Annotated in this window: 22 protein-coding genes; 12 read left to right on the plus strand and 10 right to left on the minus strand. The window is 70.9% G+C overall.

Going from position 1 to position 23,923, the window contains the following annotated elements; translation table 11 throughout:
- The first annotated feature begins 13 nt into the window (after positions 1-13).
- The 3 genes from ACGFQ9_RS16495 to ACGFQ9_RS16505 all read left to right on the plus strand — a co-directional run bounded on the left by ACGFQ9_RS16495 (position 14) and on the right by ACGFQ9_RS16505 (position 1,991).
- A complete protein-coding gene (locus tag ACGFQ9_RS16495; protein WP_393574486.1) occupies positions 14-1,030 on the plus strand; it encodes a YdcF family protein in 1,017 nt (338 codons plus the stop codon).
- A 79-nt stretch (positions 1,031-1,109) separates the two neighbouring features.
- Positions 1,110-1,304, plus strand: a complete 195-nt coding sequence (locus ACGFQ9_RS16500; RefSeq protein ID WP_393574487.1) for a hypothetical protein — start codon at positions 1,110-1,112, stop codon at positions 1,302-1,304.
- A gap of 237 nt (positions 1,305-1,541) precedes the next feature.
- Positions 1,542-1,991: a nitroreductase family deazaflavin-dependent oxidoreductase gene (locus ACGFQ9_RS16505; protein ID WP_393574488.1), complete on the plus strand. Its 450-nt coding sequence runs from the start codon at positions 1,542-1,544 to the stop codon at positions 1,989-1,991.
- A gap of 47 nt (positions 1,992-2,038) precedes the next feature.
- Here ACGFQ9_RS16505 and ACGFQ9_RS16510 read toward each other — a convergent pair whose 3' ends face one another.
- The 6 genes from ACGFQ9_RS16510 to ACGFQ9_RS16535 all read right to left on the minus strand — a co-directional run bounded on the left by ACGFQ9_RS16510 (position 2,039) and on the right by ACGFQ9_RS16535 (position 9,287).
- On the minus strand, positions 2,039-2,917 hold the full coding sequence (locus ACGFQ9_RS16510) for a hypothetical protein (protein ID WP_393574489.1): 879 nt from the start codon (positions 2,915-2,917) through the stop codon (positions 2,039-2,041).
- A gap of 20 nt (positions 2,918-2,937) precedes the next feature.
- Positions 2,938-4,194: an aminotransferase class V-fold PLP-dependent enzyme gene (locus ACGFQ9_RS16515; RefSeq protein ID WP_393574490.1), complete on the minus strand. Its 1,257-nt coding sequence runs from the start codon at positions 4,192-4,194 to the stop codon at positions 2,938-2,940.
- A 2-nt stretch (positions 4,195-4,196) separates the two neighbouring features.
- Positions 4,197-5,489: a SidA/IucD/PvdA family monooxygenase gene (locus ACGFQ9_RS16520; protein WP_393574491.1), complete on the minus strand. Its 1,293-nt coding sequence runs from the start codon at positions 5,487-5,489 to the stop codon at positions 4,197-4,199.
- A gap of 2 nt (positions 5,490-5,491) precedes the next feature.
- Positions 5,492-6,733: a hypothetical protein gene (locus ACGFQ9_RS16525; protein ID WP_393574492.1), complete on the minus strand. Its 1,242-nt coding sequence runs from the start codon at positions 6,731-6,733 to the stop codon at positions 5,492-5,494.
- Positions 6,730-7,941, minus strand: a complete 1,212-nt coding sequence (locus ACGFQ9_RS16530) for an MFS transporter (RefSeq protein WP_393574493.1) — start codon at positions 7,939-7,941, stop codon at positions 6,730-6,732. The genes ACGFQ9_RS16525 and ACGFQ9_RS16530 overlap by 4 nt, the downstream gene beginning before the upstream one ends.
- Before the next feature lie 74 nt (positions 7,942-8,015).
- Positions 8,016-9,287, minus strand: a complete 1,272-nt coding sequence (locus tag ACGFQ9_RS16535; RefSeq protein WP_393574494.1) for a DinB family protein — start codon at positions 9,285-9,287, stop codon at positions 8,016-8,018.
- Between the two features lie 611 nt (positions 9,288-9,898).
- Between ACGFQ9_RS16535 and ACGFQ9_RS16540 the strand changes: the two genes are divergently transcribed.
- Both ACGFQ9_RS16540 and ACGFQ9_RS16545 read left to right on the plus strand, forming a co-directional pair.
- Complete coding sequence (locus ACGFQ9_RS16540; RefSeq protein WP_393574495.1) at positions 9,899-11,317, plus strand: KamA family radical SAM protein; 1,419 nt, start codon at positions 9,899-9,901, stop codon at positions 11,315-11,317.
- Positions 11,304-12,242, plus strand: coding sequence for a GNAT family N-acetyltransferase (locus ACGFQ9_RS16545; RefSeq protein ID WP_393574496.1), 939 nt, complete (start codon positions 11,304-11,306; stop codon positions 12,240-12,242). The genes ACGFQ9_RS16540 and ACGFQ9_RS16545 overlap by 14 nt, the downstream gene beginning before the upstream one ends.
- A 72-nt stretch (positions 12,243-12,314) precedes the next feature.
- Here ACGFQ9_RS16545 and ACGFQ9_RS16550 read toward each other — a convergent pair whose 3' ends face one another.
- On the minus strand, positions 12,315-12,755 hold the full coding sequence (locus ACGFQ9_RS16550) for a rhodanese-like domain-containing protein (RefSeq protein ID WP_393574497.1): 441 nt from the start codon (positions 12,753-12,755) through the stop codon (positions 12,315-12,317).
- A gap of 364 nt (positions 12,756-13,119) precedes the next feature.
- Here ACGFQ9_RS16550 and ACGFQ9_RS16555 point away from each other — a divergent pair, with 364 nt between their 5' ends.
- Both ACGFQ9_RS16555 and ACGFQ9_RS16560 read left to right on the plus strand, forming a co-directional pair.
- Complete coding sequence (locus ACGFQ9_RS16555) at positions 13,120-14,331, plus strand: pyridoxal phosphate-dependent aminotransferase (RefSeq protein WP_393574498.1); 1,212 nt, start codon at positions 13,120-13,122, stop codon at positions 14,329-14,331.
- Between the two features lie 89 nt (positions 14,332-14,420).
- Complete coding sequence (locus tag ACGFQ9_RS16560; protein ID WP_393574499.1) at positions 14,421-14,816, plus strand: hypothetical protein; 396 nt, start codon at positions 14,421-14,423, stop codon at positions 14,814-14,816.
- Positions 14,817-14,934: 118 nt separating this feature from the next.
- Here the strand turns inward: ACGFQ9_RS16560 and ACGFQ9_RS16565 are convergent, their stop codons facing one another.
- Positions 14,935-15,366 (minus strand): hypothetical protein, encoded by a 432-nt coding sequence (locus ACGFQ9_RS16565; protein WP_393574500.1) that lies wholly within the window; start codon positions 15,364-15,366, stop codon positions 14,935-14,937.
- A 96-nt stretch (positions 15,367-15,462) separates the two neighbouring features.
- Here ACGFQ9_RS16565 and ACGFQ9_RS16570 point away from each other — a divergent pair, with 96 nt between their 5' ends.
- From ACGFQ9_RS16570 to ACGFQ9_RS16585, 4 genes are read left to right on the plus strand one after another with little or no spacing between them, the layout of a single operon-like run.
- Positions 15,463-16,542, plus strand: coding sequence for a substrate-binding domain-containing protein (locus tag ACGFQ9_RS16570; protein ID WP_393574501.1), 1,080 nt, complete (start codon positions 15,463-15,465; stop codon positions 16,540-16,542).
- A gap of 13 nt (positions 16,543-16,555) precedes the next feature.
- A complete protein-coding gene (locus ACGFQ9_RS16575) occupies positions 16,556-17,740 on the plus strand; it encodes a toxic anion resistance protein (protein ID WP_393574502.1) in 1,185 nt (394 codons plus the stop codon).
- Complete coding sequence (locus tag ACGFQ9_RS16580; RefSeq protein ID WP_393574503.1) at positions 17,737-19,335, plus strand: substrate-binding domain-containing protein; 1,599 nt, start codon at positions 17,737-17,739, stop codon at positions 19,333-19,335. The genes ACGFQ9_RS16575 and ACGFQ9_RS16580 overlap by 4 nt, the downstream gene beginning before the upstream one ends.
- Positions 19,322-19,933 (plus strand): hypothetical protein, encoded by a 612-nt coding sequence (locus ACGFQ9_RS16585; RefSeq protein ID WP_393574504.1) that lies wholly within the window; start codon positions 19,322-19,324, stop codon positions 19,931-19,933. The genes ACGFQ9_RS16580 and ACGFQ9_RS16585 overlap by 14 nt, the downstream gene beginning before the upstream one ends.
- Before the next feature lie 129 nt (positions 19,934-20,062).
- On the opposite strand, the gene ACGFQ9_RS16590 is transcribed toward ACGFQ9_RS16585, so the two are convergent.
- Positions 20,063-21,898, minus strand: a complete 1,836-nt coding sequence (locus ACGFQ9_RS16590) for a phosphoenolpyruvate carboxykinase (GTP) (protein ID WP_393574505.1) — start codon at positions 21,896-21,898, stop codon at positions 20,063-20,065.
- Between the two features lie 251 nt (positions 21,899-22,149).
- On the opposite strand from ACGFQ9_RS16590, the gene ACGFQ9_RS16595 reads away from it, so the two are divergent.
- On the plus strand, positions 22,150-22,806 hold the full coding sequence (locus ACGFQ9_RS16595; protein ID WP_393574506.1) for a hemolysin III family protein: 657 nt from the start codon (positions 22,150-22,152) through the stop codon (positions 22,804-22,806).
- On the opposite strand, the gene ACGFQ9_RS16600 is transcribed toward ACGFQ9_RS16595, so the two are convergent.
- A complete protein-coding gene (locus tag ACGFQ9_RS16600; RefSeq protein ID WP_393574507.1) occupies positions 22,803-23,897 on the minus strand; it encodes a virginiamycin B lyase in 1,095 nt (364 codons plus the stop codon). The genes ACGFQ9_RS16595 and ACGFQ9_RS16600 overlap by 4 nt on opposite strands.
- Positions 23,898-23,923 lie beyond the last annotated feature (26 nt).

Below are 23,923 nucleotides of genomic sequence, written 5' to 3' on the forward strand. Positions count from 1 at the left end.
GTACGATGGGCACATGCTCGCATTCGTCCCGGCCGCGGTCCTGTTCGTCATCTTCTGCGTGAGCGTCCGGAAGGACCGGCGCCGGTTCCAGAACGCGGTGCTGCTCGGGCTGGCCTTCCTGAGCCTGCTGCCGGCCCTGCTGTTCCAGCTGCGGCACCTGCCGGGGGCGGTGGCGGTCACGGTGGTGGTCCTGCTGTTCCTCGGACCGGCCGTCGGGATCCTCATCCTCGGCGCGCTGCTGATCGCCAACGGGCTCACCATGGTCCGCAAGGAGGGCCGGCGGCCGGCGAACCTGCTGTCCGGGCTGGTGGGCCTGGCGATCTACGCGATGGTCGCGCTGCTGGTGGTGGTCGGCACCCGCGGCTCACCGGCGCTCGACGCGGTGGTGCTGGCCCTGGTGCTGCTCTCGCTGTACGTCTCCTTCATCTTCGTGTGCTTCCTCGCGTACGCGTTCCTGTACGGCCGGATCCGGGTGCGCGGGGACGTGGACTACGTGGTGATGCTGGGCTCGGGCCTGATCGGCGGCGAGCGCGTGCCGCCGCTGCTGGCCTCGCGGCTGGAGAAGGGCCGGCGGATCTACGCCGCCCAGCTGGAGCGCGGCGGGCGGGTGCCGCTGCTGCTCACCTCGGGCGGGAAGGGGCCGGACGAGAAGGTCGCGGAGGCCCGGGCGATGGCGGACTGGCTGATCGACCGGGGGGTGCCGGAGGAGCACGTGCGGGTGGAGGACCGGTCGCGGACGACCACGGAGAACATGGTCTTCAGCCGGGAGCTGATGGAGGCGGACCGGGCGGACTACCGGTGCGTGGTGGTCACCAACAACTTCCACGCCTTCCGGGCCGCGATGACCGCCCGGAAGGCGGGGGTGAACGGGCAGGTGCTGGGCTCGCCGACGGCCCGGTACTTCTGGCCGAGCGCGACGATCCGCGAGTTCGTGGCGGTGTTCTGGGAACACCGGGTGGTCAACCTGGGCATCTGCGCGGCTCTGGCCGGCCTGGCGGTCCTCGGGGTGCTGGCCGGCACCGGCGCGTGAGCGCGTCCCGGCCCCGACGTGCGTTCATGTGCGGCTGGTCGGAGGATGGGGTTCCGGGGGGCTCCGAGGGAGGTACGAGATGGCAAGAGAAGCGGACAAGCAGCCCGAGAGCGAACGCCGCCCCGCCCAGCTCTTCAGCGGGGGCGAGCGGCCCTACGACCCCGAGGACCTCGTGATGGCCACGGGCGCCGACCCGACTCCGGAGCGGGTCGAGAAGGCCCGGAAGCTGATCGAGAAGGAGGGGGCGAGGGTCATCGAGCGTTACCTGCCGTAACGCTCGGAGCCGACCCCCTCGGGCCCGGGAGCGGGGCTCTGCGCCTCCCCGCTCCCGGGCCATCGCGGCCTGCCCGGCGCCGGACCGGGGTGCCGCGTGCGTTGGGGCGCGGGAGTCGGGCATACAACCCGATAACCGTCACAAAAGGGAAGGATTGACGTTACTCCGGACGTTGCCCGTCGTTAACCGCGCAAGTCGCACACGCGCGGAGAGAACACGGCGAGAGGCAGCCCCCACATGAACACGGTGGACGTGGACTGGGACCACCCCCGGGACCCGCAGCCGGGCCGGCAGCTCGACCACGTACGCGAGTACGTGGAGACGGACGGCGCCGCCGGACACCTCTGGCACGGGGTCCCGACCCTCCTGCTCACCACCGTGGGCCGCGTCTCCGGCCGGGCGGTCCGCACCCCGCTGATCTACGGCGAGGAAGCGGACGCCGGCCGCTACGTCCTGATCGCCTCGAACGGCGGCGCCGACGAGCACCCGCACTGGTACCTCAACCTGGACGCCGACCCCGAGGTGCGCGTCCAGGTCGGCCCGGCGGTCTTCCAGGCGAAGGCCCGGACGGCCACCCCGGAGGAGCGGGAGGCGTACTGGGGCCTGATGACCGGCCTCTGGCCGGCGTACGACGACCACCAGGCCGGCACCACCCGCGAGATCCCCCTGGTCCTCGTGGACCGCTGACCGCCGCCCGGCGGCTCACCGCCCCCTGATCACCGGCCTCAGTGCCTTCATCCGGCCATCGTGCCGCAGGGGTCCGACAGGGGCCTCCCGGGCGAGCTCACCATCGCCACCTCGCAGCGGTCGCGCGCGGACGCGCGGCGGAGGAGGTCGGCGACGGTGCGGCGGGGCGCCGTCGCGCCGCCGGTGATCCGGGCCTCGACGGGGCCCGCCGCGCCGCCCTGCAGGGCGCGCAGCAGCAGGCGGTTCTTGTCGGCGTCCGGCAGGCGGTGGATCCACTGGCTGAGCTTCCGGCTGTGCGCGCGGGACTGCGACCGCGTGTCCTGGCTCGCCTCCGCCGCCACGCGCAGCAGGCGCCCGTCGACGCACAGGAACTCCGCCAGGGCCGTCAGTCCCGGACCGAGGTCGGTCAGGTTCGGCGGGACCGGCGGCTCCGTCTCCGCCTCCAGGTCCGGCAGTTCCGCCCCGGCGTACGCGTCGGGGTCGCCCAGCGAGGCGAGCCACGACAGGTACAGGGCGCGCCGCCCGCCCGCGGCCAGGTCCTCCCGGACGTCCGTGAAGCGGCTCACCGGATGCTCCGCACCTCCGCCGGTCCGGCCCGCGAAGTCCGTGCGCAGCACGACCAGGGCGTGCCCGGCCGCGGTCCAGGACTCCGCGCCGTAGCGCCGGGCCAGCGGGACGGAGAAGCTGTCCTGCGGCATCCGGAAGATGAGTTCGCGGGTGCCCCAGGGCGACACGGCGGCGTGCACGTCGAAGTAGCGCTCCATCAGGACCCGGGGGTCGGCCTGGAAGGCCCTGATCGAGGCGGTCGCGACCAGCGTCCGCGGGCTGTCGCAGGACCAGTTGGAGAGCAGCCGGACGTCCAGCCGCTGCATCTCGTCGAGCGGCTCGTCGACCGCGAGGAACTCGTACGTCGTGGACTCGGTCACGTGATCACGCTCCGGAGAGGTCAGAGAGCGGCCATCGTGTCGATGAGCGACTGCTGCTCCGCATCGGTGTTGTAGTAGTGGACGGAGGCGCGGACGACGGCCTCCGGCTTGTCCGCGCGGTCGTCGTAGCGCGCGCGGGAGGGGAACGAGAAGGCCGTGGTGACGCCGGCCTCCAGGAGCCGGGCCACCAGTTCCTGGGCCGTGCGGCCGTCCTTGGTGAAGGTCACGATGCCGCTGCGGACCGTGCCGCGGTCGTGGACGGTCACGCCGGGCAGCTCCGCCAGGCCCGCGCGGAGCCGGCCGGACAGGGCCGCGATCCGGGCCCGGATGGCGTCGATCCCCAGGGCCAGGACGTCGTCCACGGCGGCGCCGAGGCCGAGCTGTCCGCTCACGTTGCGTTCCCAGGTCTCGAACCGGCGCGCGTCCGGACGCAGTTCGTAGGTGTCCGGGCCGGTCCAGGTGGCCGCCCGCAGGTCCAGCAGCGGCGGGTCCAGGAGGTCCACCACGTCCTCGGAGACGTAGAGGAAGCCCGTCCCGCGCGGTCCGCGCAGGTACTTGCGGCCGGTGCCCGACAGCATGTGGCAGCCGATCTCGCGCACGTCCAGCGGCAGCTGACCGGCGGACTGGCAGGCGTCCAGGAGGTACAGCGCGCCGGCCCGGCGGGCGAGTCCGCCGATGGCCGCCGCCGGGTTGACCAGTCCGTCGTAGGTCGGGACGTGGTTGACGGCGACCAGCCGGACCCCGCCCTGACCGAGCATCCGGGCGAGGGACCGGAGGCAGAGCTGGCCGTGCTCGTCGTCGGGGACCACCTCGACCCGGACGCCGTACCGGTCCCTCGCGTGCAGGAAGGCCAGCGCGTTGCTCGGGTACTCGCTGCGGGAAGTGAGGACGCGGTCGCCCGGCTCGAAGGGGATGGAGTAGAAGGCCATGTCCCACGCCCGGGTGGCGTTCTCCACCAGCGCGATCTCGTGCGGACGCGCCCCGAGCAGGCGGGACACCGAGGTGTACACGGCCTCCAGCCGGCCGGCGGCCAGGTCGGCGGCCTCGTAGCCGCCGACCGTGCGTTCCAGGAGCAGGTGGTCGATGACCGTCCGGGTGACCCGCTCTGTCGGCAGGGCGGAGCCCGCGTTGTCGAAGTACGCGGACCGCGCGCAGCCCGGGGTGCGGGCCCGCAGCTCCGCCACGTCCAGTGCCGGTGCCGGTGCCGGGGCCGGTAACGGCGCCGGTGCCGCCGCACCCAGGTCCGGCGCCGGCGCCGGCAGCTGTGCCAGGTCCATGGTCAGCCGGCCCGCCCCCCGGCCGCGGACTCCAGGTCCGCGACGATGTCCGCCGCGCGCACGGCCATGGTGCTGAGCAGGGAGTCGGCGATGCCGTGGGTGGCCTCGTTGACGCCCTGCAGGTAGAGGCGGGCCCGGTCGCCGCCGGGGTCGGGGGTGCGGACCCGGTAGCCGCGTTCGACGTCGATCTCGGCCAGTCCGAGCCGTTCCCCCAGGTCGCGCACGACCGCGGGCATGGCCGGGTCGTAGCCGGTGCCGAGCAGAACCCGGTCGCAGTGCAGCTCGGACTCCTCTCCGGTGGCCCGGTTCCGGAGGGTCAGCAGGACTCCGTCGCCGTCGCCGTCGGACGGCCCGTACGCCCTCGCCGCGACGGTCTCGGTCGCGGTGAGGATGCGCAGCGCCTCCTTGCCGTCGAGCCGGTCCCGGTACATGCGGTGGTAGAGGCCGTCGAGGAGTTCGGGGGTGACACCGGAGTAGTTGCTGCGGGCCATCTCCTCCAGGACCAGGGCCCGGCCCCGGTCGTCCATGCCGAAGAACTCCTCGGAGGCCGCGGCCGAGTAGAACCGGCCGGTGAACTTCGAGGACACGTACGGGGTGAGGCCGATGCCGCGGACCACCAGGACCGGGGAGCAGTCCGGCAGGGTCTCCTGGACGGCCTGGAGCATCTCCACGGCGCTCTGGGCGCCGCCGATGACGGCGATCCGCTGGGGGACGTCCCGGGGCAGGGCGGCGATCCGCCCGGAGTACTCGCTGCTGTGGATCACGCGGTCGGCCGGGAGCCCGCGGAAGACCTCGGGGACGCGCGGATCGCGGCCGGCCGCCACGACGAGGTGCCGGGCGGTGAGGCTGCGGCCGTCGGAGAAGCCGACCCGCCAGTGGGACAGGGTCCCGGAGCCGTCGCGCACGGGCTCGACGCTCGCGACCCTCCGGTTGTACTCGACGCGGACGCGTTCCAGCCCGGCGGCGACCCACGCCAGGTAGTCGGAGATCTCACTGCGGTAGGGCGTGAACGTGCCCAGGCTCATGAAGTCGTCGAGCCGGCCGGTCTCGTGCAGGTAGTTGACGAAGGTGTACCGGGAGCGCGGGTTGCGCAGCGTGGCCAGGTCCTTGAGGAAGGAGACCTGGCTCTGCGCCCACGGGATGAGCAGTCCTCGCTGCCAGACGGTGTTCTCGCTCTGCTCGACGAGCAGGGTGTCCGCGGCAAGGGAGGGGGCGAGCTCCTCCAGCGCGACGGCGAGGGCGAGGTTGGCGGGTCCGGCTCCGATGCCGAGTATTCCCACGTCGGTGGCGGTCACGTTCAGCCCTCCTCGGGGGTGGTGGCGGCAGTGGTGGGGTGCGGGGTGACGGCGATCTCGTAGTGCCGGCCCAGCGTCTCGATGCGTTCCCGCACCTGTTCCTCGGTGTCGGCCCTCATCAGCACCAGGCCGGCGAAGGTGGCGGAGTGGACCACGCCGGTGGTCGTGTCGCCGGGGGCGACCCGTACGTCGGCGTGTACGACGCCCGGGGCGCGCAGCAGGTCGGCCTCGGTGCTGACGGCGGTGACCGTGCCGAGCGGGCGGGGCAGCATGTACTGCACCATGTGGTCGGCGCGCGGTCCGGTGGGGCAGCCGGCCGGGTCGCCGAGGGCCGTGGCGAGGAACTCCGTCCAGATGTCGACGCCGTACTGGTACAGCAGCTGTTCGGCGATCCCGCCGCCGCCGGGCCGGTTGGCGACCTCGCCGACCAGGTGGCCCCGGGGCCCCGCGAGGACCTCCAGGTGGGTGACGCCGTCGGTGAGGCCGAGGGCCTTCACGGCGGTGGCGTGCTGTTCCCGTACGGCGATGGCGTCGGGGTGGTCGTCGGGGAGGGTGTAGGAGCCGACGAGCGCGCCGACGCTGCGCAGGACGGGGCTGAAGTAGCGGGAGACGGCGGCGAAGCGCACCTCTCCGCCGACGACCACGCCGTCGCAGTGGTACTCGGCCTCGATGTCGACGTACTCCTCGGCGAGCATCGGGTACGGGGATTCGCGCAGCTGCCGGGTCTCCTCGGCGTCGGCCAGCTCGCGGGCGTGGTCCTCGTCGCGGACCACGAAGACGTCCTCGGCACCGCCGCCGATCACCGGCTTGACCACCACGGGCCAGCCGAGCCGGGCCGCGGCGCCGGTGACCTCGGTGAAGGCGTTGATCTGCTGGAACCGGGCGACGGGCAGGCCGGCGCCGGCGAGCCGCTGCTTCATCACGTGCTTGTTGGAGAAGGCGTTGACCGTGTCGTAGCCGGGTCCGGTGAGGCCGAAGTACGAGCGGATGTAGCCGCCCGCCTGCAGGCTGTACTCGGAGGGGGCGACCACGTGGGTGAACGGGTTCCGCTTGCGGATCTCCAGGGCGGCGAGCCGGACCCGGGTGAGGTCCTCGACGCTGTCGACGAGGGTGACGTCGGTGTCCTCGCGGTAGAAGTGCCGGTATCCGGGTGTGGTGATCACCGACAGCCGGATGCCGGCGCGGTCCTGCAGGAGCCTGGCGGCGGGCTCTCCGCTGGTGTTGATCAGCAGAACCTTCTTCATGAGCTGTTCCTCGACGTGCTGGTGGCGAGCGGGTGGCGGTCGGCCGGGTGCGCGGGGGCGGTCCGGCGCCGGAAGGTCCATACGGCGACGGCCAGCAGGGCGGCCGCGGACACGGGGAAGAACACCTGGAGGGATCCGGTGAGGTTGACGGTCAGGCCCAGCATCAGGGCCGAGACCGGTACGGCTCCGGTGATGAAGGTGCGGATGACGGCGTTGACCCGGCCGGAGAGCTCGTCCGGGATCTCCTGCTGCCGGTAGGCCATGGTCGCGGCGTTGACACCGCCCTCGCCGAAGCAGAGCACGCAGAACCCGGCGACGACCGCCAGCGGGGCGCTGACCAGCAGGCCGAGGGAGCCGACGGCCGCGACGGCGAGCCAGAGGGCGATCTGCCGGTGCCGGTTGTCCCCGGACAGGGCGCGGGGGCTCAGCCAGGCGCCGAGGGCCGCGGCCACCGCGCCGCAGGAGACGGCGGCGCCCAGGGCGGTCGGGGACCAGTCCCAGTGGTCGCCGCCGACCGTGAGCAGGGTGGGCTCCAGGGCGCCCGCCCCGAGGTTGTAGAGCGCGACGGCGAAGGTGAGCCTGCGCAGGTCGGGCCGGGCCCGGAAGTAGGCGATGCCCTCCTTGAGCATGGCGGAGAGGGACGCGGTGACCGCCTGGGGTTCGGCCTTCGGCATGAAGACCACGGTCAGGGCGGTGAGGACGAACGTGGCCGCGTCGATCTCCAGGGCCCAGGTGGTGCCGATCCCGGCGATGGTGAAACCGGCGAGGGCGGGGCCCACGAACCGGGCGACGAGGAGGATGGAGGTGAACTGGCTGGAGGCCTGGTCCAGGCGTTCGCGCGGTACCAGGGCCGGGATCAGGCCGTAGTCCCCGGCGACGTCCGAGACGACGTTGGCCAGGCCGAGCACGAACAGGGCCACGAAGACGGCGGCCACCTGCTGGTACGCGAGGAGCAGCGGGACGAGCGCGACCGACGCGCCCTGGATCAGCTCGCCGGCCGCGAACAGGGCCCGCCGGTCGTAGCGGTCGATGAACGTGCCGAGGAACGGCGCGGCCAGGTAGGGGGCGGTCTGCGCGGCCACGCTGAGCACGGCCAGCAGGCTCGAATCGGTCGACTCCAGGAGAGCCCACGGGATGGCTATGTAGAGGAAGGTGTTGCCCACGGTGGATACCGCGGAGGCTCCGGTCAGCAGCCAGAAGGCTCTCATGTCGTGCTACCCCATCGGGAGTTGGCGGGTCCGGCCCGAACGGTGTGCGGCCGGGCCGGACCGGTGGTTCGTCGTCAGCCCGCGGAGACCTGGCTGAGCAGGCGGGCGGCCTCGTCGGCGCGCTCGTTGATGGTGGCCGTCAGGGCGTCCACGCGGTCGGACATGAAGCCGTCGGCGCCGATGAGGGCGGCCTCGGCGGTGCCCAGTCCGCTGAACAGGCGGGACGCGAAGCGGTGGTTGGCGGTGTGCCGGTGGCCGGCCGCGTCGAGGATCTTGTCGATCGAGACGGCGTGGTCACGCGGGTGCCAGATGTACCGCTTGAGGCGGAAGCGCAGCTCGACCGGGCCGAGCTCCCACCAGGCGGAGCGGATGCCGAGTTCCTTCTCGGTGATGTCCGAGTAGTCCTGCGTGTTGCGCAGGTGCAGGCGCTCGTAGAGGGCGAGGAGCTCGTGCAGGCTCTCGTGGCTGCCGAGGGGCTCGCCGTGCTCGGCGACGGTGTCGGTGGCCGGGACGACCTCGGGGGACAGGCCCTTGCGGCCCCGGTCCAGGGCGTGCAGGATCTGCGGCCGGTACGCCCACCACTCGGCCATGATGACGTGCGCGAGGTTCTCGCGGATGGAGCGCTCGGAGCGCAGCGGCGTCTTGTCGAGCAGGGCGTCGGGGACGCCGACGAACAGCGACTGGAACTCGCGGTAGGCGAACCGGTGCTGGCCGAGCAGGCGGTGGGTGTCGTTGAACTCCGGCCCGTGCTTGGCGCGTTCCCGCTCGGCGATGACGGCGAAGTCGCAGAGCTCCTGGTACGCCTGGAGGACGACCTCGCGGAGGCAGTCGGAGTACCACTGCCAGTCGCCGGGGCCGGGCTTGCCGATCCAGTCCTTCATCAGGACGCTGTCCGGCAGCGCGGCGACGGTCTGCGCGAACCGCTCGACCGCGGCGGCCAGCGGGGACGTGGTGACCTGCCGGTGCTGGTCCCACGAGGTGTCGATGGTGCCGCTCTCCTTGGCGACCTTGCGCCAGCGCTCGGCCTCCTCGACGGTGACGCGGTCCTGGGAGTAGCGGGTGACCGCCTCGTCGAAGAGGCGGATGGCCTCGCCGTACTTCTGCTTCCGCAGGGCGGCCTTGCCGCGGCCGACGAGGAACTGGGCCTTGAAGGACTCGGGCGTCAGGTGGCCGGCCGTGTCGTGGAAGACCGTCTGGTAGCCGACGGAGAGCCGGGTGCGGCGCGGGGCGCCGTTCCACTCGTGGTAGCGGGTCTGGTCCGGCGCGAGCAGCTGGACCGTCGGGGACCAGATGAAGATGTGGTTGTTGATGATGTCGGTGCTGGCCCGGTCGGGGTCCGTGGTCACGACGCGAACCGGAAGTGTGTATTCCATGATGTCCCGGGCGATCTCGGGATCGGAATAGATGGCTCGGTCGTGCTCGGTACACCCCGAACAGTCCGGGGAGTGAAGGTCGAGCAACACCGGCTTGTCTTCGATTTCGGACCGCTTCAGAAGTGTCTGGAAGTCGTGCTGATTTGCCCAGTTGATAGACAACGTACGCCTTTCCCGCGCCTCGGTTGGAACGGCGAGGATGCGGACAGAGCAGCCCTCCCTCCCCACCACGATCACGAACTCTCAGGTCTGTGTCACGGGAATGTCAAGCAATTACAGGCGACTTGCTTTCGGGAAGCGTCCAACATGTGGGCACATTGAACATACTCGGCGAACCTGGACACATTAGGGCCATACCGGCTGGTCTGCCCAAACAGCCACGGCTTCCGCATCGCAGAAAAACCGAGGTCATCTCTTGATCAACGCTCCGTGCGTCAGGTAGAGATGGACCGGGCGGACGTAAGGGGTGACCGTTCGCGGACCGTTTGCAATCTGTTCTTGCATGCAAATCAGCTCGTCGCGTAGATCGTTACTGAGCGCCACGGGGGCTCCCCGGGCCACCCGATCGGTGGGGTCTGAGAACCATGATCATTACCAGCAATCCGGACACATCGCTCGACGTGTCCACAGGAGCGGAGAATTCCGTTCCGGCATCACAGCCGTACGACTACCAATTCCGGCCACTGGTCGAGCCGGATTGGACGAGATTTCCCGGCTGGGCGGGCGTGGGCGTGGCCGAATGGGACTCCGCCCAGTGGCAGCGCGCGAACTGCATCAAGAATGCGCGTCAGCTCCAGACGGTTTTCGGCCAAAAGCTCGACGAGTCGTTCGTGGCGGATCTCGTACGGGACCAGCGGGAACGCGCCACCATGTCCATGCTGATCACGCCACAGATGCTCAACACGATGGTCCCCGACCTCGCCCCGGGCGCGGCCGGCTACCTGGACCGGCTCCTCGCCGACCCGGTGCGCCGCTACATGCTCCCGGTGTTCGGCGACCGTCACCCCGAGTGGGCATCGCACCCGTACGCCAGCCGCGACTCGCTGCACGAGGCGGAGATGTGGGCGGTCGAGGGCCTGACCCACCGCTACCCGACCAAGGTGCTGGCCGAACTGGTGCCGACCTGCCCCCAGTACTGCGGGCACTGCACCCGCATGGACCTGGTCGGCAACAGCACCCCTCAGGTCGCCAAGGTCCGCCTGACCCTGAAGCCGGCCGACCGGCTGGACCGGATGCTGGAGTTCCTCCGGGCCAGCCCCTCCATCCGGGACGTGGTGGTCTCCGGCGGCGACGTGGCGAACGTGCCCTGGCCCCGGCTGGAGGCGTTCCTCTGCGCCCTGCTCGACATCCCGAACATCCGCGACATCCGGCTCGCCACCAAGGGCCTGGTGGGACTTCCCCAGCACTGGCTCCAGAAGGACGTGCTCGACGGGCTCGCCGGGGTCTGCGCCAAGGCGCGCCAGCACGGGGTGCAGATCGCCGTCCACACGCACGCCAACACCGCGCAGTCGGTGACCCCCGCCGTGGCACGGGCCTCCACCGCCCTGTTCGAGGCCGGGGTGCGCGACGTGCGCAACCAGGGCGTGCTGATGCGCGGGGTCAACGACTCCGTCGAGGCCCTGCTCGACCTGAGTTTCGCGCTGCTCGACGGCGCCGGCGTCATGCCGTACTACTTCTACCTCTGCGACATGATCCCGAACAGCGAGCACTGGCGGGTGGCCGTCTGGGAGGCGCAGCGGCTGCAGCGCGGGATCATGGGCTATCTGCCCGGCTTCGCCACCCCGCGGATCGTGTGCGACGTCCCCTTCGTGGGCAAGCGGTGGATCGACCAGGTGGACTCCTACGACCGCGAGCGCGGGATCTCCTACTGGACGAAGAACTACCTGACGCCGCTGGAGGCGGACGATCCGACGGCCCGTCAGCGGTCGTACCCCTTCTATGATCCGATCGACACCCTTCCCCAGGAGGGCCAGGACTGGTGGAGGACGCATGAAGGTCATTGACGAACACGGTCTGTCGGTCGCTCTGATCGAGCCGGCGGAACTGGCAGCCGCGCCCTGGCTCACCGCCGCTGACCACATCGACGTGGTGCGGATGCAGAACCCGCCCGGGGAGCTCGCACCGGAACTCGCCGCCGGCGGGTTCATCCGCAAGCCGGAGATGCTGACCTGGCTCGCCCGGCTCGGCCCCGACGAGGACGGGTTCCTCGCCCGGCTGGAGACCAAGCCCCGCCAGGACATCCGCCGCTCGCAGCGCCGCGCGGCCGCCGCCCTGCGCGAGGAGGTGCAGGACCGGGTCGACGCCGGGACCCTGGACCGGTTCCTCTCGCTCTACGAGGAGCGCGTCGCCGGCATGCAGTACGGCGTCCCCTACGCGCGGCGCCACCGCGAGTCCGTCCTGCACGGGCCGCAGAAGTACTTCGCGGTCTTCGCCTTCGAGGGCGAGGAGCTGGTCGGCGGCTGCCTGGTCCTGGAGTGCCCGGACGAGGACGCCATCCGCATCCGCTTCTCCGCGGTGAGCGAGTCCTGGCGCCGGCACAGCCTGGCCCGCACCCTCTACTTCTCGGCGATGCGGACCGCCCGCCTCAAGGGGTACGCGTGGGCCACGCTGGGCGACGAGCCGAACCTGTACGGACACCTGACACAGGCGGGGCTGTTCTCCTTCAAGGTGAACATGGGTTTCGAGGCGGTCCCCTCCCAGGCCTTCGCCGACCCGACCGGCTGCGACGAGGCCGACCTGGTCCTGAACCTCACCGCCCTGAACGACCCCTGCCTCATCCTCGGGTATTCGGGGCCGGCCGGTGCGGAGCAGCCCCTCACCGGACACCTCATAACCGAGGGCGGAATCGACGACAGGAAATTCGCGGCACCGTTCCTGAACGCCGTCGAGCTACGCTCCCCCGGTTCTCCCCGGGGAACGCAGCCCTGAGCGTTCCCGATCGCCGCAGATACCGGCCGAAAGCCCGGCCGGAAAATCCGTCCGGGGAGTCCGGCGGAAATATCAGGCGGACGGGTTTCCGGTCTCGACCGGGAATCCGTCCCGCTTCCAGTACTCGAATCCGCCGATCATTTCCTTGACCTTGAATCCGAGCACGGCGAGCTTCGCGGCGCCCTTGGTGCCGGCGTTGCAGTCGGGGCCGAAGCCGTAGGTCACGTAGGTGGCCTCCCGGTCGAGGCCGGTGACGTGCTCGGCGACGAGGTCGCGGTGCGGCAGGTTCAGCGCGCCAGGTATGTGGGCCTCCTGGTAGGACTCCGCGCTGCGCGTGTCCACGACGACGACACCGGGAATCTTGTGAGAGATGTCGTGTTCGACGTCAGAGGGGTCGCATTCGGATGCGAGCTTCGCCAGGAAATACGCCTGCGACTGCTCGACCGAGGCCGGAACTCCGGCAACCTTGCTCTCAGCCCGGAGGAACTCGAAAAGCTCGTGACTTTCGGACACCGACTCTCCTTCGTAAGGAATGAGGACCTGTCCGCGTCAGATTATGATCTCCCCGCGCATTTCCGCAACCAGCGCTTTTCCCGGATCGTCCGGGCCGGTCTCCGGGCACCGTCCGGGGCGGCGGGCGGCCGCCCCGGACGCGCCCCGGAACGGCCGAGCGTAGGGTGGAGTGACGAGGGCAACACCGGCTCCCGCGATTCCCGGCGGGCACACCCGTTCCGCAGGCCGGAGCGGCGGTCGGGCCGGTCATTCCAAGGGCAGTCGGCGCCCCCGCCTCCCCATCCCCCGAATCCGGACATAACGCCGCACCGGACCGGGCCGGAAAGCCCGAGCGGGCGCGGCCGCGGACCCGTAAGCTCCCGTCATGCAGGTGATCCAGTCAACGAAGCTCGCCAATGTCTGCTACGAGATCCGCGGCCCCGTGCTCGAAGAGGCCATGCGGCTCGAAGCGGCAGGTCATCGCATCCTCAAGCTCAACACCGGCAACCCCGCGGCCTTCGGCTTCGAGTGTCCGCCGGAGATCCTTGAGGACATGCTCCGGAACCTGGGCAGCGCCCACGGGTACGGGGACGCGAAGGGGCTGCTCTCCGCACGCCGCGCGGTGATGCAGCACTACCAGACCAAGGGCATCGACCTGGACGTCGAGGACATCTACCTCGGCAACGGGGTGTCCGAGCTGATCCAGATGGCCATGCAGGCCCTGCTGGACGACGGCGACGAGGTGCTCGTCCCGGCCCCGGACTACCCGCTCTGGACCGCCTCCGTCTCCCTGGCCGGCGGCACCGCCGTGCACTACCGGTGCGACGAGCAGTCCGACTGGATGCCGGACCTCGCCGACATCGAGCGCAAGGTCACCGACCGCACCAAGGCGCTGGTGATCATCAACCCGAACAACCCCACCGGCGCCGTCTACGACGACGAGATGCTGCGCGGCCTGACGGACATCGCCCGCCGCCACAACCTGGTGGTCTGCTCGGACGAGATCTACGACCGGATCCTCTACGACGGCGCGACCCACACGAACACCGCCGCCATCGCCCCCGACCTGCTCTGCCTCACCTTCAACGGCCTCTCCAAGAACTACCGCGTGGCCGGCTACCGGTCCGGCTGGATGGCCGTCTGCGGCCCGAAGAAGAACGCCGAGTCCTACATCGAGGGCCTCACCATCCTGGCGAACATGCGGCTGTGCGCCAACATGCCCTCGCAGCACGCGGTCGCCACCGCCCTCGGCGGGCGGCAGTCGATCGACGACCTGGTGCTGCCCGGCGGACGGCTGCTGGAGCAGCGCGACACGGCGTACGAGCTGCTCACCCAGATCCCGGGGATCACCTGTGTGAAACCCAAGGGCGCGCTGTACCTCTTCCCGAAGCTGGACCCGGCCGTCTACAAGATCAAGGACGACCGGCAGATGGTCCTCGACCTGCTGCGGGCCGAGAAGATCATGGTGGTCCACGGCACCGGATTCAACTGGCCCGAGCCCGACCACTTCCGGATCGTGACCCTGCCCAACGCCACGGACCTCGCCGACGCGGTGACCCGGATCGGGAAGTTCCTCGACGGGTACTCCCAGCACTGACCGATTCGAGGAACTCTCGACAAGATCAAGCTCAACTTTAGATCGGATCCAATGTAGGATGGCCTCCTGACCACGCAGGAGGCTTCCTCATGTACGAGCCGAACCGGACCAAGCCTGCGGTCGCGGTCCGCATGGGCCGTGGCCACACCGAATTCCCCCATCGCAGCCGCGCCGAAGAGCTGGACATCCAGCTCGCCGGACACCTGACGACCCTGCTCGCCGCCACCGACGAGCTCGGCCTGGGCGAAGCCGCCGAGCGGATCGCCACCCAGGTCGCCCGGCTCCGCGGCACCCCGCCCGCCCGGCACGCCGCGCTCACCGGCGAGGACCGGGGCACCCTGCACCGCCGCGCGCACGAGCTCGCCGCCCGGGTGCTGCTCGTCGCCGCCTCGCGCGCCGACACCGCCGTCGCGATCCTCGCCGCCGAGCAGATGGACGCGCACACCGCAGCCCTCGCCGAGCACGACCTCGCCGGGGCCCGCTGACCGGCCCCGGCCCGGGGCCGCGGAGGCCCCGGGCCGGGCGCCACACATTCCCGCGCGGGCCGTCCGCGCAGACCGTACCGCGCGCGCGCCCGCCCGGGCCGTACCCGCCCGGGAGCGCTCACCCCGCGGCCGTGAACTCCGCGCCCGCCACCCCGCACCAGGGCGCCACCCCGGCCGGCCACACCGGGCCGACCGCCTCGCCGCGCACCGTCGCGCCCGGCGCGACCCCGTCCAGCCGCACCAGCGCCTGCACGGTGCCCACCGGCGGCTCCTGACGGAACTCGACCGTCAGCACGTACGAGCCCGCCCCCGGCGCCCGGCTGGTGACCTCGACCTCCGCCAGCAGCCGCCTGCTTGCCGGATCGATTCGGCAGCCCGACACCGCCGCGTCCGCGGCCGGTTCGTACCCCCCGCCCGGCGGCGCCGACCCGCTCCCGCCGGCCCACACGTACAGGGCCAGCGGGGCGAAGACCAGCAGCGCCGCCACCCCCACCAGGCCGGTGAACCAGCCCTGCCAGCGCGGCGGACCCGAGACACTCGACGTACTCATGGCTCGATTGTTCCCCTGTCGAATAGGGACCACCTCGTCACCTGACGTTCATTCACTCCACCGCGGAATGTGGGTTTCCGCGAGCACGCTGCCCCCGTGAGACGCATCCTCGGAATCGTCCTGGCAGTCCTGCTGATCGGCGGCGTGGTAGCCGTCATCCTCGCAGGAGGCGGACCTCAGGACCCTGAACACACGGCAACGAAGACCGTGCACGGCGTGATCGGCTCCGAAAAGGCCGAGTTCTTCGCCGACCCCGACGTTGTCAAGGCCCTCTCCGCCAAGGGCTACACCGTCAAGACGGAGACGTCCGGCTCCTGGGCCATGGACCAACTCCCTCTCAAGAACTACGACTTCGCGTTCCCGAGCAGCAGCGAACCGGCCAAGGAGGTCAAGGCCAAGTCCGGCACGCAGGGCTCCTCGACCGTCCCGTTCTTCTCCCCGCTCGTCGTGGTCACCCGTGCGGGCACCGCACAGGTGCTCGCCGACAACGGCCTGGCGAAGCTGACCGGGAAGAACACCGGCACCCTGCTGATGGGCGAGTACGTCAAGGCCGCCCGCGAGGACCGCACCTGGCAGCAGCTGAAGGGCTCCGCGGCCCACCCCGAGCTGCTCGGCAAGGTACTCATCCGGTCCACGGACCCCACCTCCTCCAACTCCGGCGCCCTGTACCTCGCCGCGGTCTCCAACGTCGCCAACAGCCACACCGTGGTCTCCGACGACCAGGGCGTGGAGGCGACCGCGCCGCTGCTGAACAAGCTCACGGCACCGCAGGGCCAGCAGCCGCCCAGCACCGACGCCCCGTTCCGCGAGTTCGTCAGCGGAGCCGGACAGCCGCTGGTCCTCGTGTACGAGTCCCAGGTCGCGGCGCTGCTGCTGCGCGGGCAGCCGGCCGGCGACATGGTGGTGCTCTACCCGGACACCACCGTCAACAGCGACCACACCTTCGTCCCGCTGAACGACACGTCCAAGGAGCTCGGGGAGCTGCTCGCCACCGACCCCGCCCTGCGCGAACTGGCGGTCCGCCACGGATTCCGCCCGCAGAACGGCGTCCAGGAGTTCACCAAGGCGACCGCGCCGCACACGGCCTACCTCAACCAGGGCCTGACCGGCATCAACCAGGTCGGCACACCCACCGTCAAGATCCTGCAGAAGCTCGCCGAGCGGGCCAAGGGCTAGGGGACGTACGCACATGACACTCACGCCACCCGAGGACGCACCACTGGTCCTCACCGCGCCCGAACCCGTCGCCCCGGTCCGCCGGGAGCAGGCCGCCGGCCTGGTCCCGCTCCAGGACGACGTGCGCGAGGCGATGGCCCGGCGGGCCGGCGAATACGTCGGCTCGCTGGCCGGACTCGACACCCGCTCGCCCGAGTTCGCCGGACGGATCGGCGAGATCACCGCGCTGGGCACGGCCGACATCCGCACCGCCGCCCAGCAGTCCAACCGGATGCTGGACCGGGCCGTGCGCTCGCTGTCCGACGGCGGCGGCGACGCGCAGGGCCGGGTCGCCGGGTCCCTGGTCGAACTGCGCCGGACCGTGGAGGACCTGGACCCGAAGGACACGCCCGCGAAGGGCGCCCGGAAGCTGCTGGCCAGGCTGCCCGGCGGCAACCGCTTCCGCGACCACGTCGCGAAGTACGCCTCCTCGCAGGCGACGCTGAACCGGATCGTCGGCGCGCTGCGCAGCGGCCAGGACGAACTGCGGCGGGACAACGCGGCACTGCACACGGAGCGGACCCGCCTGTGGGAGACCATGGGCAAGCTCCAGGAGTACGCGGTGCTCACCGAGGCCCTGGACGGGGCCGTCGAGCAGCGCGTGGCCGAGCTGACGGCGGCCGATCCGCAGCAGGCGGACGCCATGCGGGCGGACGTGCTGTTCCCGGTCCGGCAGAAGCACCAGGACCTGCTGACCCAGCTCGCGGTCTGCGCGCAGGGCTACCTGGCGATGGACGTGGTCCGGCGCAACAACGACGAGCTGATCAAGGGCGTGGACCGGGCCGCGACGACCACGGTGTCGGCGCTGCGGATCGCGGTGATGCTGGCGTCGGCGCTGGACAACCAGCGGAAGGTCGTCGAGCAGGTCAACGCGCTGCGGGGGACGACGGAGGACCTGATCCGCGGGAACGCGGAGATGCTGAGCTCGCAGAGCGGGGAGATCCAGCGGATCGCCGCCGATCCGGCGGTGGGGGCGGAGACGCTGCGGGCGGCGTTCGGGCAGATCTACCGGACGCTGGACGCGATCGACACGTACAAGGTGCAGGCCACGGAGTCGATGGCGGCGACGGTGGAGTCGCTGACCGGCGAACTCCAGGCGGCGTCGGCGTACCTGGCGCGGACGCGGACGTCGGGCGCGCTCGAAGGAGGTGCGCCGTGAGGCGGTGGATCGGTGCCGCTCTGGCGTTGGTGACGCTGGCCGCCACCGCGGGGTGCAGCGCCGGCTCCGACGGGCCCGACGAGCCGGAGAAGAGCGTGTACAAGGAAGGCACCCTGCGGGTGCTGGCCTCCAGTGAGCTGGCCGATATGGAGACCGTGCTGAAGGGGGCCGAGAAGGCCACCGGGGTGCATGTGGAGCTGACCTGGAGCGGGACGCTCGATGCCGTCGAGACGGTCGCCTCCGGGAAGGCCGACGGGCGGTTCGACGCCATCTGGCTGGCCTCCAACGACTATCTGCGGCTGCGGCCCGAGGCGGCGGGGAAGCTCAGTTCCGAGACTTCGGTGATGTCCTCGCCGGTGGCGATCGGCGTGAAGGGGGACGCGGTGGCCCGGCTCGGGTGGAAGCCCGAGGAGGTCACCTGGTCCGCCGTGCACGAGGCGGTCGCCGCCGGCCGGCTGGGATACGGGATGACCGACCCGGTGCGCTCCAACTCGGGCTTCTCCGCGCTGGTCTCGGTGGCCTCCGGGCTGTCCGGCGCGCAGGCCGCGCTGTCGGCGGAGGACGTCGCCAAGGCGACCCCGAGGCTGAAGGAGTTCTTCGGCGGGCAGAAGCTCACCTCCGGGTCCTCCGGCTGGCTGGCCTCCGCCTACACCCGGCGTGGCGACGTCGACGCGCTGGTCAACTACGAGTCCGTGCTGCTGTCGATGAACCGGGACGGCAAGGCGGGGCTGACCGTGATCCGGCCGCGCGACGGGGTGGTCACCGCCGACTACCCGCTGACGCTGCTGGCCTCGGCGCCCGCCGGGGCCCGCGAGTCGGGCCGGGCGCTCACCGAGCACCTGCGGGGCGCGGCGGTCCAGAAGGAGATCACCGACCGGACGTTCCGGCGTCCGGTGGCCGCCGGGGTGGCCCTCGGCCCGGGGCTGGCGGCCGAGCCGCGCCGGGAGCTGCCGTTCCCCGGCACCCGGACCGTCGCGGACGGGCTGCTGGCCTCCTACGAGCACGAACTGCGGCGCCCCTCGCGGACGGTGTACGTGCTGGACACCTCCGGCTCGATGGCGGACGGGGACCGGATCGGGCGGCTGAAGAAGGCCCTGTCGGAGCTGACCGGCACGGGCGATTCGCAGACCGGCCGGCGGTTCCGGGACCGCGAGGAGGTCACGCTCCTGCCGTTCGGGTCGAAGGTGAAGAAGGTGAAGACGCACGTGGTCGAGCCGGGGCGGGCCGATGCCGCCCTGGACGCGATCCGCGGGGACGTGCAGGCCCTGAAACCGGAGGGCGGCACGGCGGTCTACAGCAGTCTGGAGGCGGCCTACGAGCACCTCGGCAAGAGCGGGGCGGACGGCTTCACCTCGATCGTGCTGATGACGGACGGGGAGAACACCGAGGGCGTCGACGCGAAGCACTTCGACTCGTTCTACGCAGGACTGCCCGAGGGGCAGCGCAGGACGCCGGTCTTCGCGGTGCTGTTCGGGGACGGGGACCGCAAGGAGCTGTCGCACATCGCGGAGATCACCGGAGGCCGGGTGTTCGACGCCACCGACGGGAACGGCACGCTCAACGGGGCCTTCGAGGAGATCCGTGGCTACCAGTAGGAACAGGGCGCTCGCGTACCTGGAGTCGAAGAAGAACCTGGCCGGCAGCGGCTGCGGGCTGCTCGGGGTGGGGCTGGCCCTCACCGGGGTGGCCGGCACGTACTGGCCGGTGGTGGTGGCGGGGCTGTACGCGGCCGGTGCGCTGATCGCCCCGCCCGACCGGCCGCCCGTACCGGACTTCGACCCGCGGGAGCAGCTCGGCGTGCTGCGGGAGGACTTCGAGCGGCTGCAGGTCTACCTCGCGGAGGTGGAGCTGCCGCCAGCCGGGGGCGGGAAGCTGACCGAACTGCTGGGGCTGTACGAGGCGCTGCTCGACCCCGGCTGGGTCGCGGACGTGCTGCAGGCCGAGCCGGAGACGGTGCACGCGCTGTCCCGGGCGGTCCGGCAGGACGTGCCGGAGTGCGTGGACACGTACAACCGGACCCGGTGGTGGAGCCGGCTGCAGCCGGGTTCGGTGCCGCCGGAGCGGCACCTGGAGCGGCAGTTGGGGCTGCTGTACGAGGAGGCGGAACGCCTGACGGCGGGCCTCCAGGACAGGGAGGCCCGCCGTCAGCAGACGCACACGACCTACCTGGAAGACCGCGGACGATCTTCCTGACAGTAGGACAGGCCGTGTGCTGCGGTGGGAACCGCTTGGTCGGGGGTTCCCACAGCGGCGGGAACCGCTTGGTCGGGGGTTCCCACGTTCAATCCGCGCGGGGCGGAGGAATCAGCTCGGAAGAATCGTTCAGCCGAGACGCTCCACCAGCGCGTGGTACTGCTCCCACAGCTCCTTGGGAGTGTGGTCGCCGTAGGTGTTCAGGTGCTCGGGGACCAGCGCGGCCTCCTGGCGCCACACGTCCTTGTCGACGGTGAGGAGGAAGTCGAGGTCCTCCGCCGGGAGGTCCAGGCCGTCGAGGTCGAGGGAGTCCTTGGCCGGCAGGATGCCGATCGGGGTCTCCACGCCCTCGGCCTTGCCGTCGAGGCGTCCGACGATCCACTTCAGGACACGGCTGTTCTCGCCGAAGCCGGGCCAGACGAACTTGCCCGCGTCGTTCTTGCGGAACCAGTTCACGTAGTAGATCTTCGGGAGCTTGGCCGCGTCGGCGGACTGGCCGACCTTGATCCAGTGGCCCATGTAGTCGCCCATGTTGTAGCCGCAGAACGGCAGCATGGCGAACGGGTCGCGGCGCAGCTCGCCGACCTTGCCCTCGGCGGCGGCGGTCTTCTCGGAGGCGATGTTCGAGCCGATGAAGACGCCGTGGTTCCAGTCGAAGGACTCGGTGACCAGCGGGACGGCGGAGGCGCGGCGGCCGCCGAAGAGGATCGCGGAGATCGGGACGCCCTTGGGGTCCTCCCACTCGGGTGCGATCGTCGGGCACTGGGCGGCCGGGACGGCGAAGCGGGCGTTGGGGTGGGCGGCCGGGGTCCCGGACTCCGGGGTCCAGGCGTTGCCCTTCCAGTCGATGAGGTGGGCGGGCGCCTCCTCGGTCATGCCCTCCCACCAGACGTCGCCGCCGTCCGGGGTCAGCGCGACGTTGGTGAAGACGGTGTTGGCGAACATCGTCTTCATGGCGTTGGCGTTGGTGTGCTCGCCGGTGCCGGGGGCGACGCCGAAGAAGCCGGCCTCGGGGTTGATCGCGTAGAGGCGGCCGTCCTCGCCGAAGCGCATCCAGGCGATGTCGTCGCCGATGGTCTCGACCGTCCAGCCGGGGATCGTGGGCTCCAGCATGGCCAGGTTGGTCTTGCCACAGGCGGACGGGAACGCGGCCGCGACGTACTTCGTCTCGCCCTCGCCGGCCGGCGGGGTCAGCTTGAGGATCAGCATGTGCTCGGCGAGCCAGCCCTCGTCACGTGCCATGACGGAGGCGATGCGCAGGGCGTAGCACTTCTTGCCGAGCAGGGCGTTGCCGCCGTAGCCGGAGCCGAAGGACCAGATCTCGCGGGTCTCCGGGAAGTGCGAGATGTACTTGGTGGTGTTGCACGGCCACGGGACGTCGGCCTCGCCCTCGGCGAGCGGAGCGCCGAGGGTGTGCACGGCCTTGACGAAGAAGCCGTCGGTGCCGAGCTCGTCCAGGACCGCCTGTCCCATGCGGGTCATGGTGCGCATGGCGACCGCGACGTAGGCGGAGTCGGTGATCTCGACGCCCAGTGCGGACAGCGGCGAGCCGAGGGGGCCCATGCAGAACGGGACGACGTACATCGTCCGGCCCTTCATGGAGCCGCGGAAGATGCCCTTCTCACCGGCGAAGAGCTCCTTCATCTCCGCGGGGGCCTTCCAGTGGTTGGTCGGGCCCGCGTCCTCCTCCTTCTCGGAGCAGATGAAGGTCCGGTCCTCGACGCGCGCGACGTCGGAGGGGTCGGAGGCCGCGTAGTAGGAGTTCGGCCGCTTGACCGGGTCGAGCTTCCGGAAGGTTCCCTTCGCGACGAGCTCCTCGCACAGCCGCTCGTACTCGGACTCGGAACCGTCGCACCAGACGATTCGGTCGGGCTCGGTCAGGGCAGCAATCTCATCGACCCAGGCGATCAGTTCCTGGTGGTTGGTGGGAAGGGAGGTGGAGGGAGCCGCGTTGTCGCGCGCCACGATTGCTCCTTGTAGAGGGGTTTCTGATGTCTGCCCCGTGGGGGCCGCGACCCGGACGCCTTCGCGCTCCGCTCATCCGGTGCCGTCAACACTCATCTGATCATCCGGTGGAAGTGCGCATATGTCCAGGGGGCCTCTCACGTGAGCATCGCCACTCGATTCAATCTTCGGTAAAGCCGACGATCTACGTCAGATTCCACGGCGGCTCAAGGGGGCCAGCCCCATAAAAAACCTACGGACCCGTAGGTAGCATGGCGTCCATGACTGCAGAAGCCCTGGCCAAGCCGGTGATGCGCGGCTGGCTGCACGCCGGGATGTTCCCCGCCGTGGTCGTCGCAGGCCTGGTCCTGATGGCGTTCACCGACTCCACCCGGGGCCGGGTGGCCTGCGGGGTGTACATCCTCACCGCGTGTCTGCTCTTCGGCGTCAGCGCCGTCTATCACCGGGGGACGTGGGGGCCGCGCGGCGAAGCCGTGCTGCGGCGCCTCGACCACGCCAACATCTTCCTGATCATCGCGGGCACGTACACACCGCTGACCGTGCTGCTGCTGCCGCCGTCCACCGGGCGGACCCTGCTCTGGGCGGTCTGGCTCGCGGCCGCCGCCGGCATCGCGTTCCGCGTGTTCTGGGTCGGCGCCCCGCGCTGGCTCTACACCCCGTGCTACATCGCGATGGGGTGGGCCGCGGTCTTCTTCCTGCCCGACTTCCTGCGGACCGGCGGCATCGCCGTCCTCGTCCTGGTGATCGCCGGCGGCCTGCTGTACAGCGCGGGAGGGGTCATCTACGGGATGAAGCGGCCCAACCCCTCCCCGCGCTTCTTCGGCTTCCACGAGGTCTTCCACTCACTGACCCTGGTCGCCTTCATCGCCCACTACGTGGGCATCTCGCTCGCGGCGTACCGCGCCTAGGACTTGCCGGGACCGTGGCCGTGGCCGGGGCCGCCCACGGTCACGCGGCCCACGCGGTTGCCCACCAGTTCCGTGAACCACATGTTGCCGTCGGGCCCCTTGGCGATGTGGAAGGGGGTGTTGTCCAGGTTCGGGGTCGGGATGTCGAACTCCGTGATCACCCCGGCCGGGGTGATCCGGCCGATCCTGTTGCGGTTGGACTCGGCGAACCACAGGTTCCCGTCCGGGCCGGCCGCGATGCCGATCGGGCCGGTGTTCTGCGTCGGCAGCGGGAACCGGGTGACCTCGCCGCGCGGGGTGATCCGCCCGATCTCGTGATCGAGACCGCCGCCGTCGGTGAACCAGAGGTTCCCGTCCGGGCCGGCGGCGATGTTGAACGGGGCGCCGTTCGGGTTCGGCAGCGGGAACTCGGTGACCTCGCCGCGCGGGGTGATCCGCCCGATCTCGTTGCCGAAGGGCAGGGTGTACCAGAGATTGCCGTCCGGGCCCGCCGCGATCCGGTACGGGAAGCTGTCGGCGGGCAGCGGGAACTCCTTGATCTTCCCCGTCGGTGTGATCCGTCCGATCCTGGCGGCCCCGTTCTCGGTGAACCACACGTTCCCGTCCGGCCCGCGGGTGATGCCGAACGGGAAGCTGTCCGCCTGCGGCAGCGGGAACCCGGTGAACCGGCCCTTCGGCGTGATCCGCGTGATCCGGTTGCCGAAGGGCTCGGTGAACCAGAGGTTGCCGTCGGCGCCGTCGGTGATGTCGTCCGGGAAGCTGGCGGGGTCAGGCAGGGGGAATTCCTTGATCTTGCCGCGCGGGGTGATCCGTCCGATCTTGTTGTCCCCCACCGCCTGGACGGTGAACCACACGTTCCCGTCGGGGCCTCCGGTGATGCCGACCGGGTTGGCGTTCTCGGTCGGCACCGCGAACTCGACGATCGTTCCGACGGCGGTCCCGTCAGTCACGTCAGTCCCGTCAGTCCCCTGCGGCCCGGCGAAGGCGGGCGCCGGCAAGGCGAGCAGACCGAAGGCGAGCAGTACGGCGAGGCGCCGCCACCGGCCCGGGGGTCGGTGGCGGCGCGGGCTGGGCAGGGTGGTCTCGGGCATGGGCCCAGATTAGGAGGAACATCCCA

Origin of the sequence: Streptomyces sp. NPDC048603, from assembly GCF_043199475.1 — a bacterium.
Classification (GTDB): Bacteria; Actinomycetota; Actinomycetes; order Streptomycetales; family Streptomycetaceae; genus Streptomyces.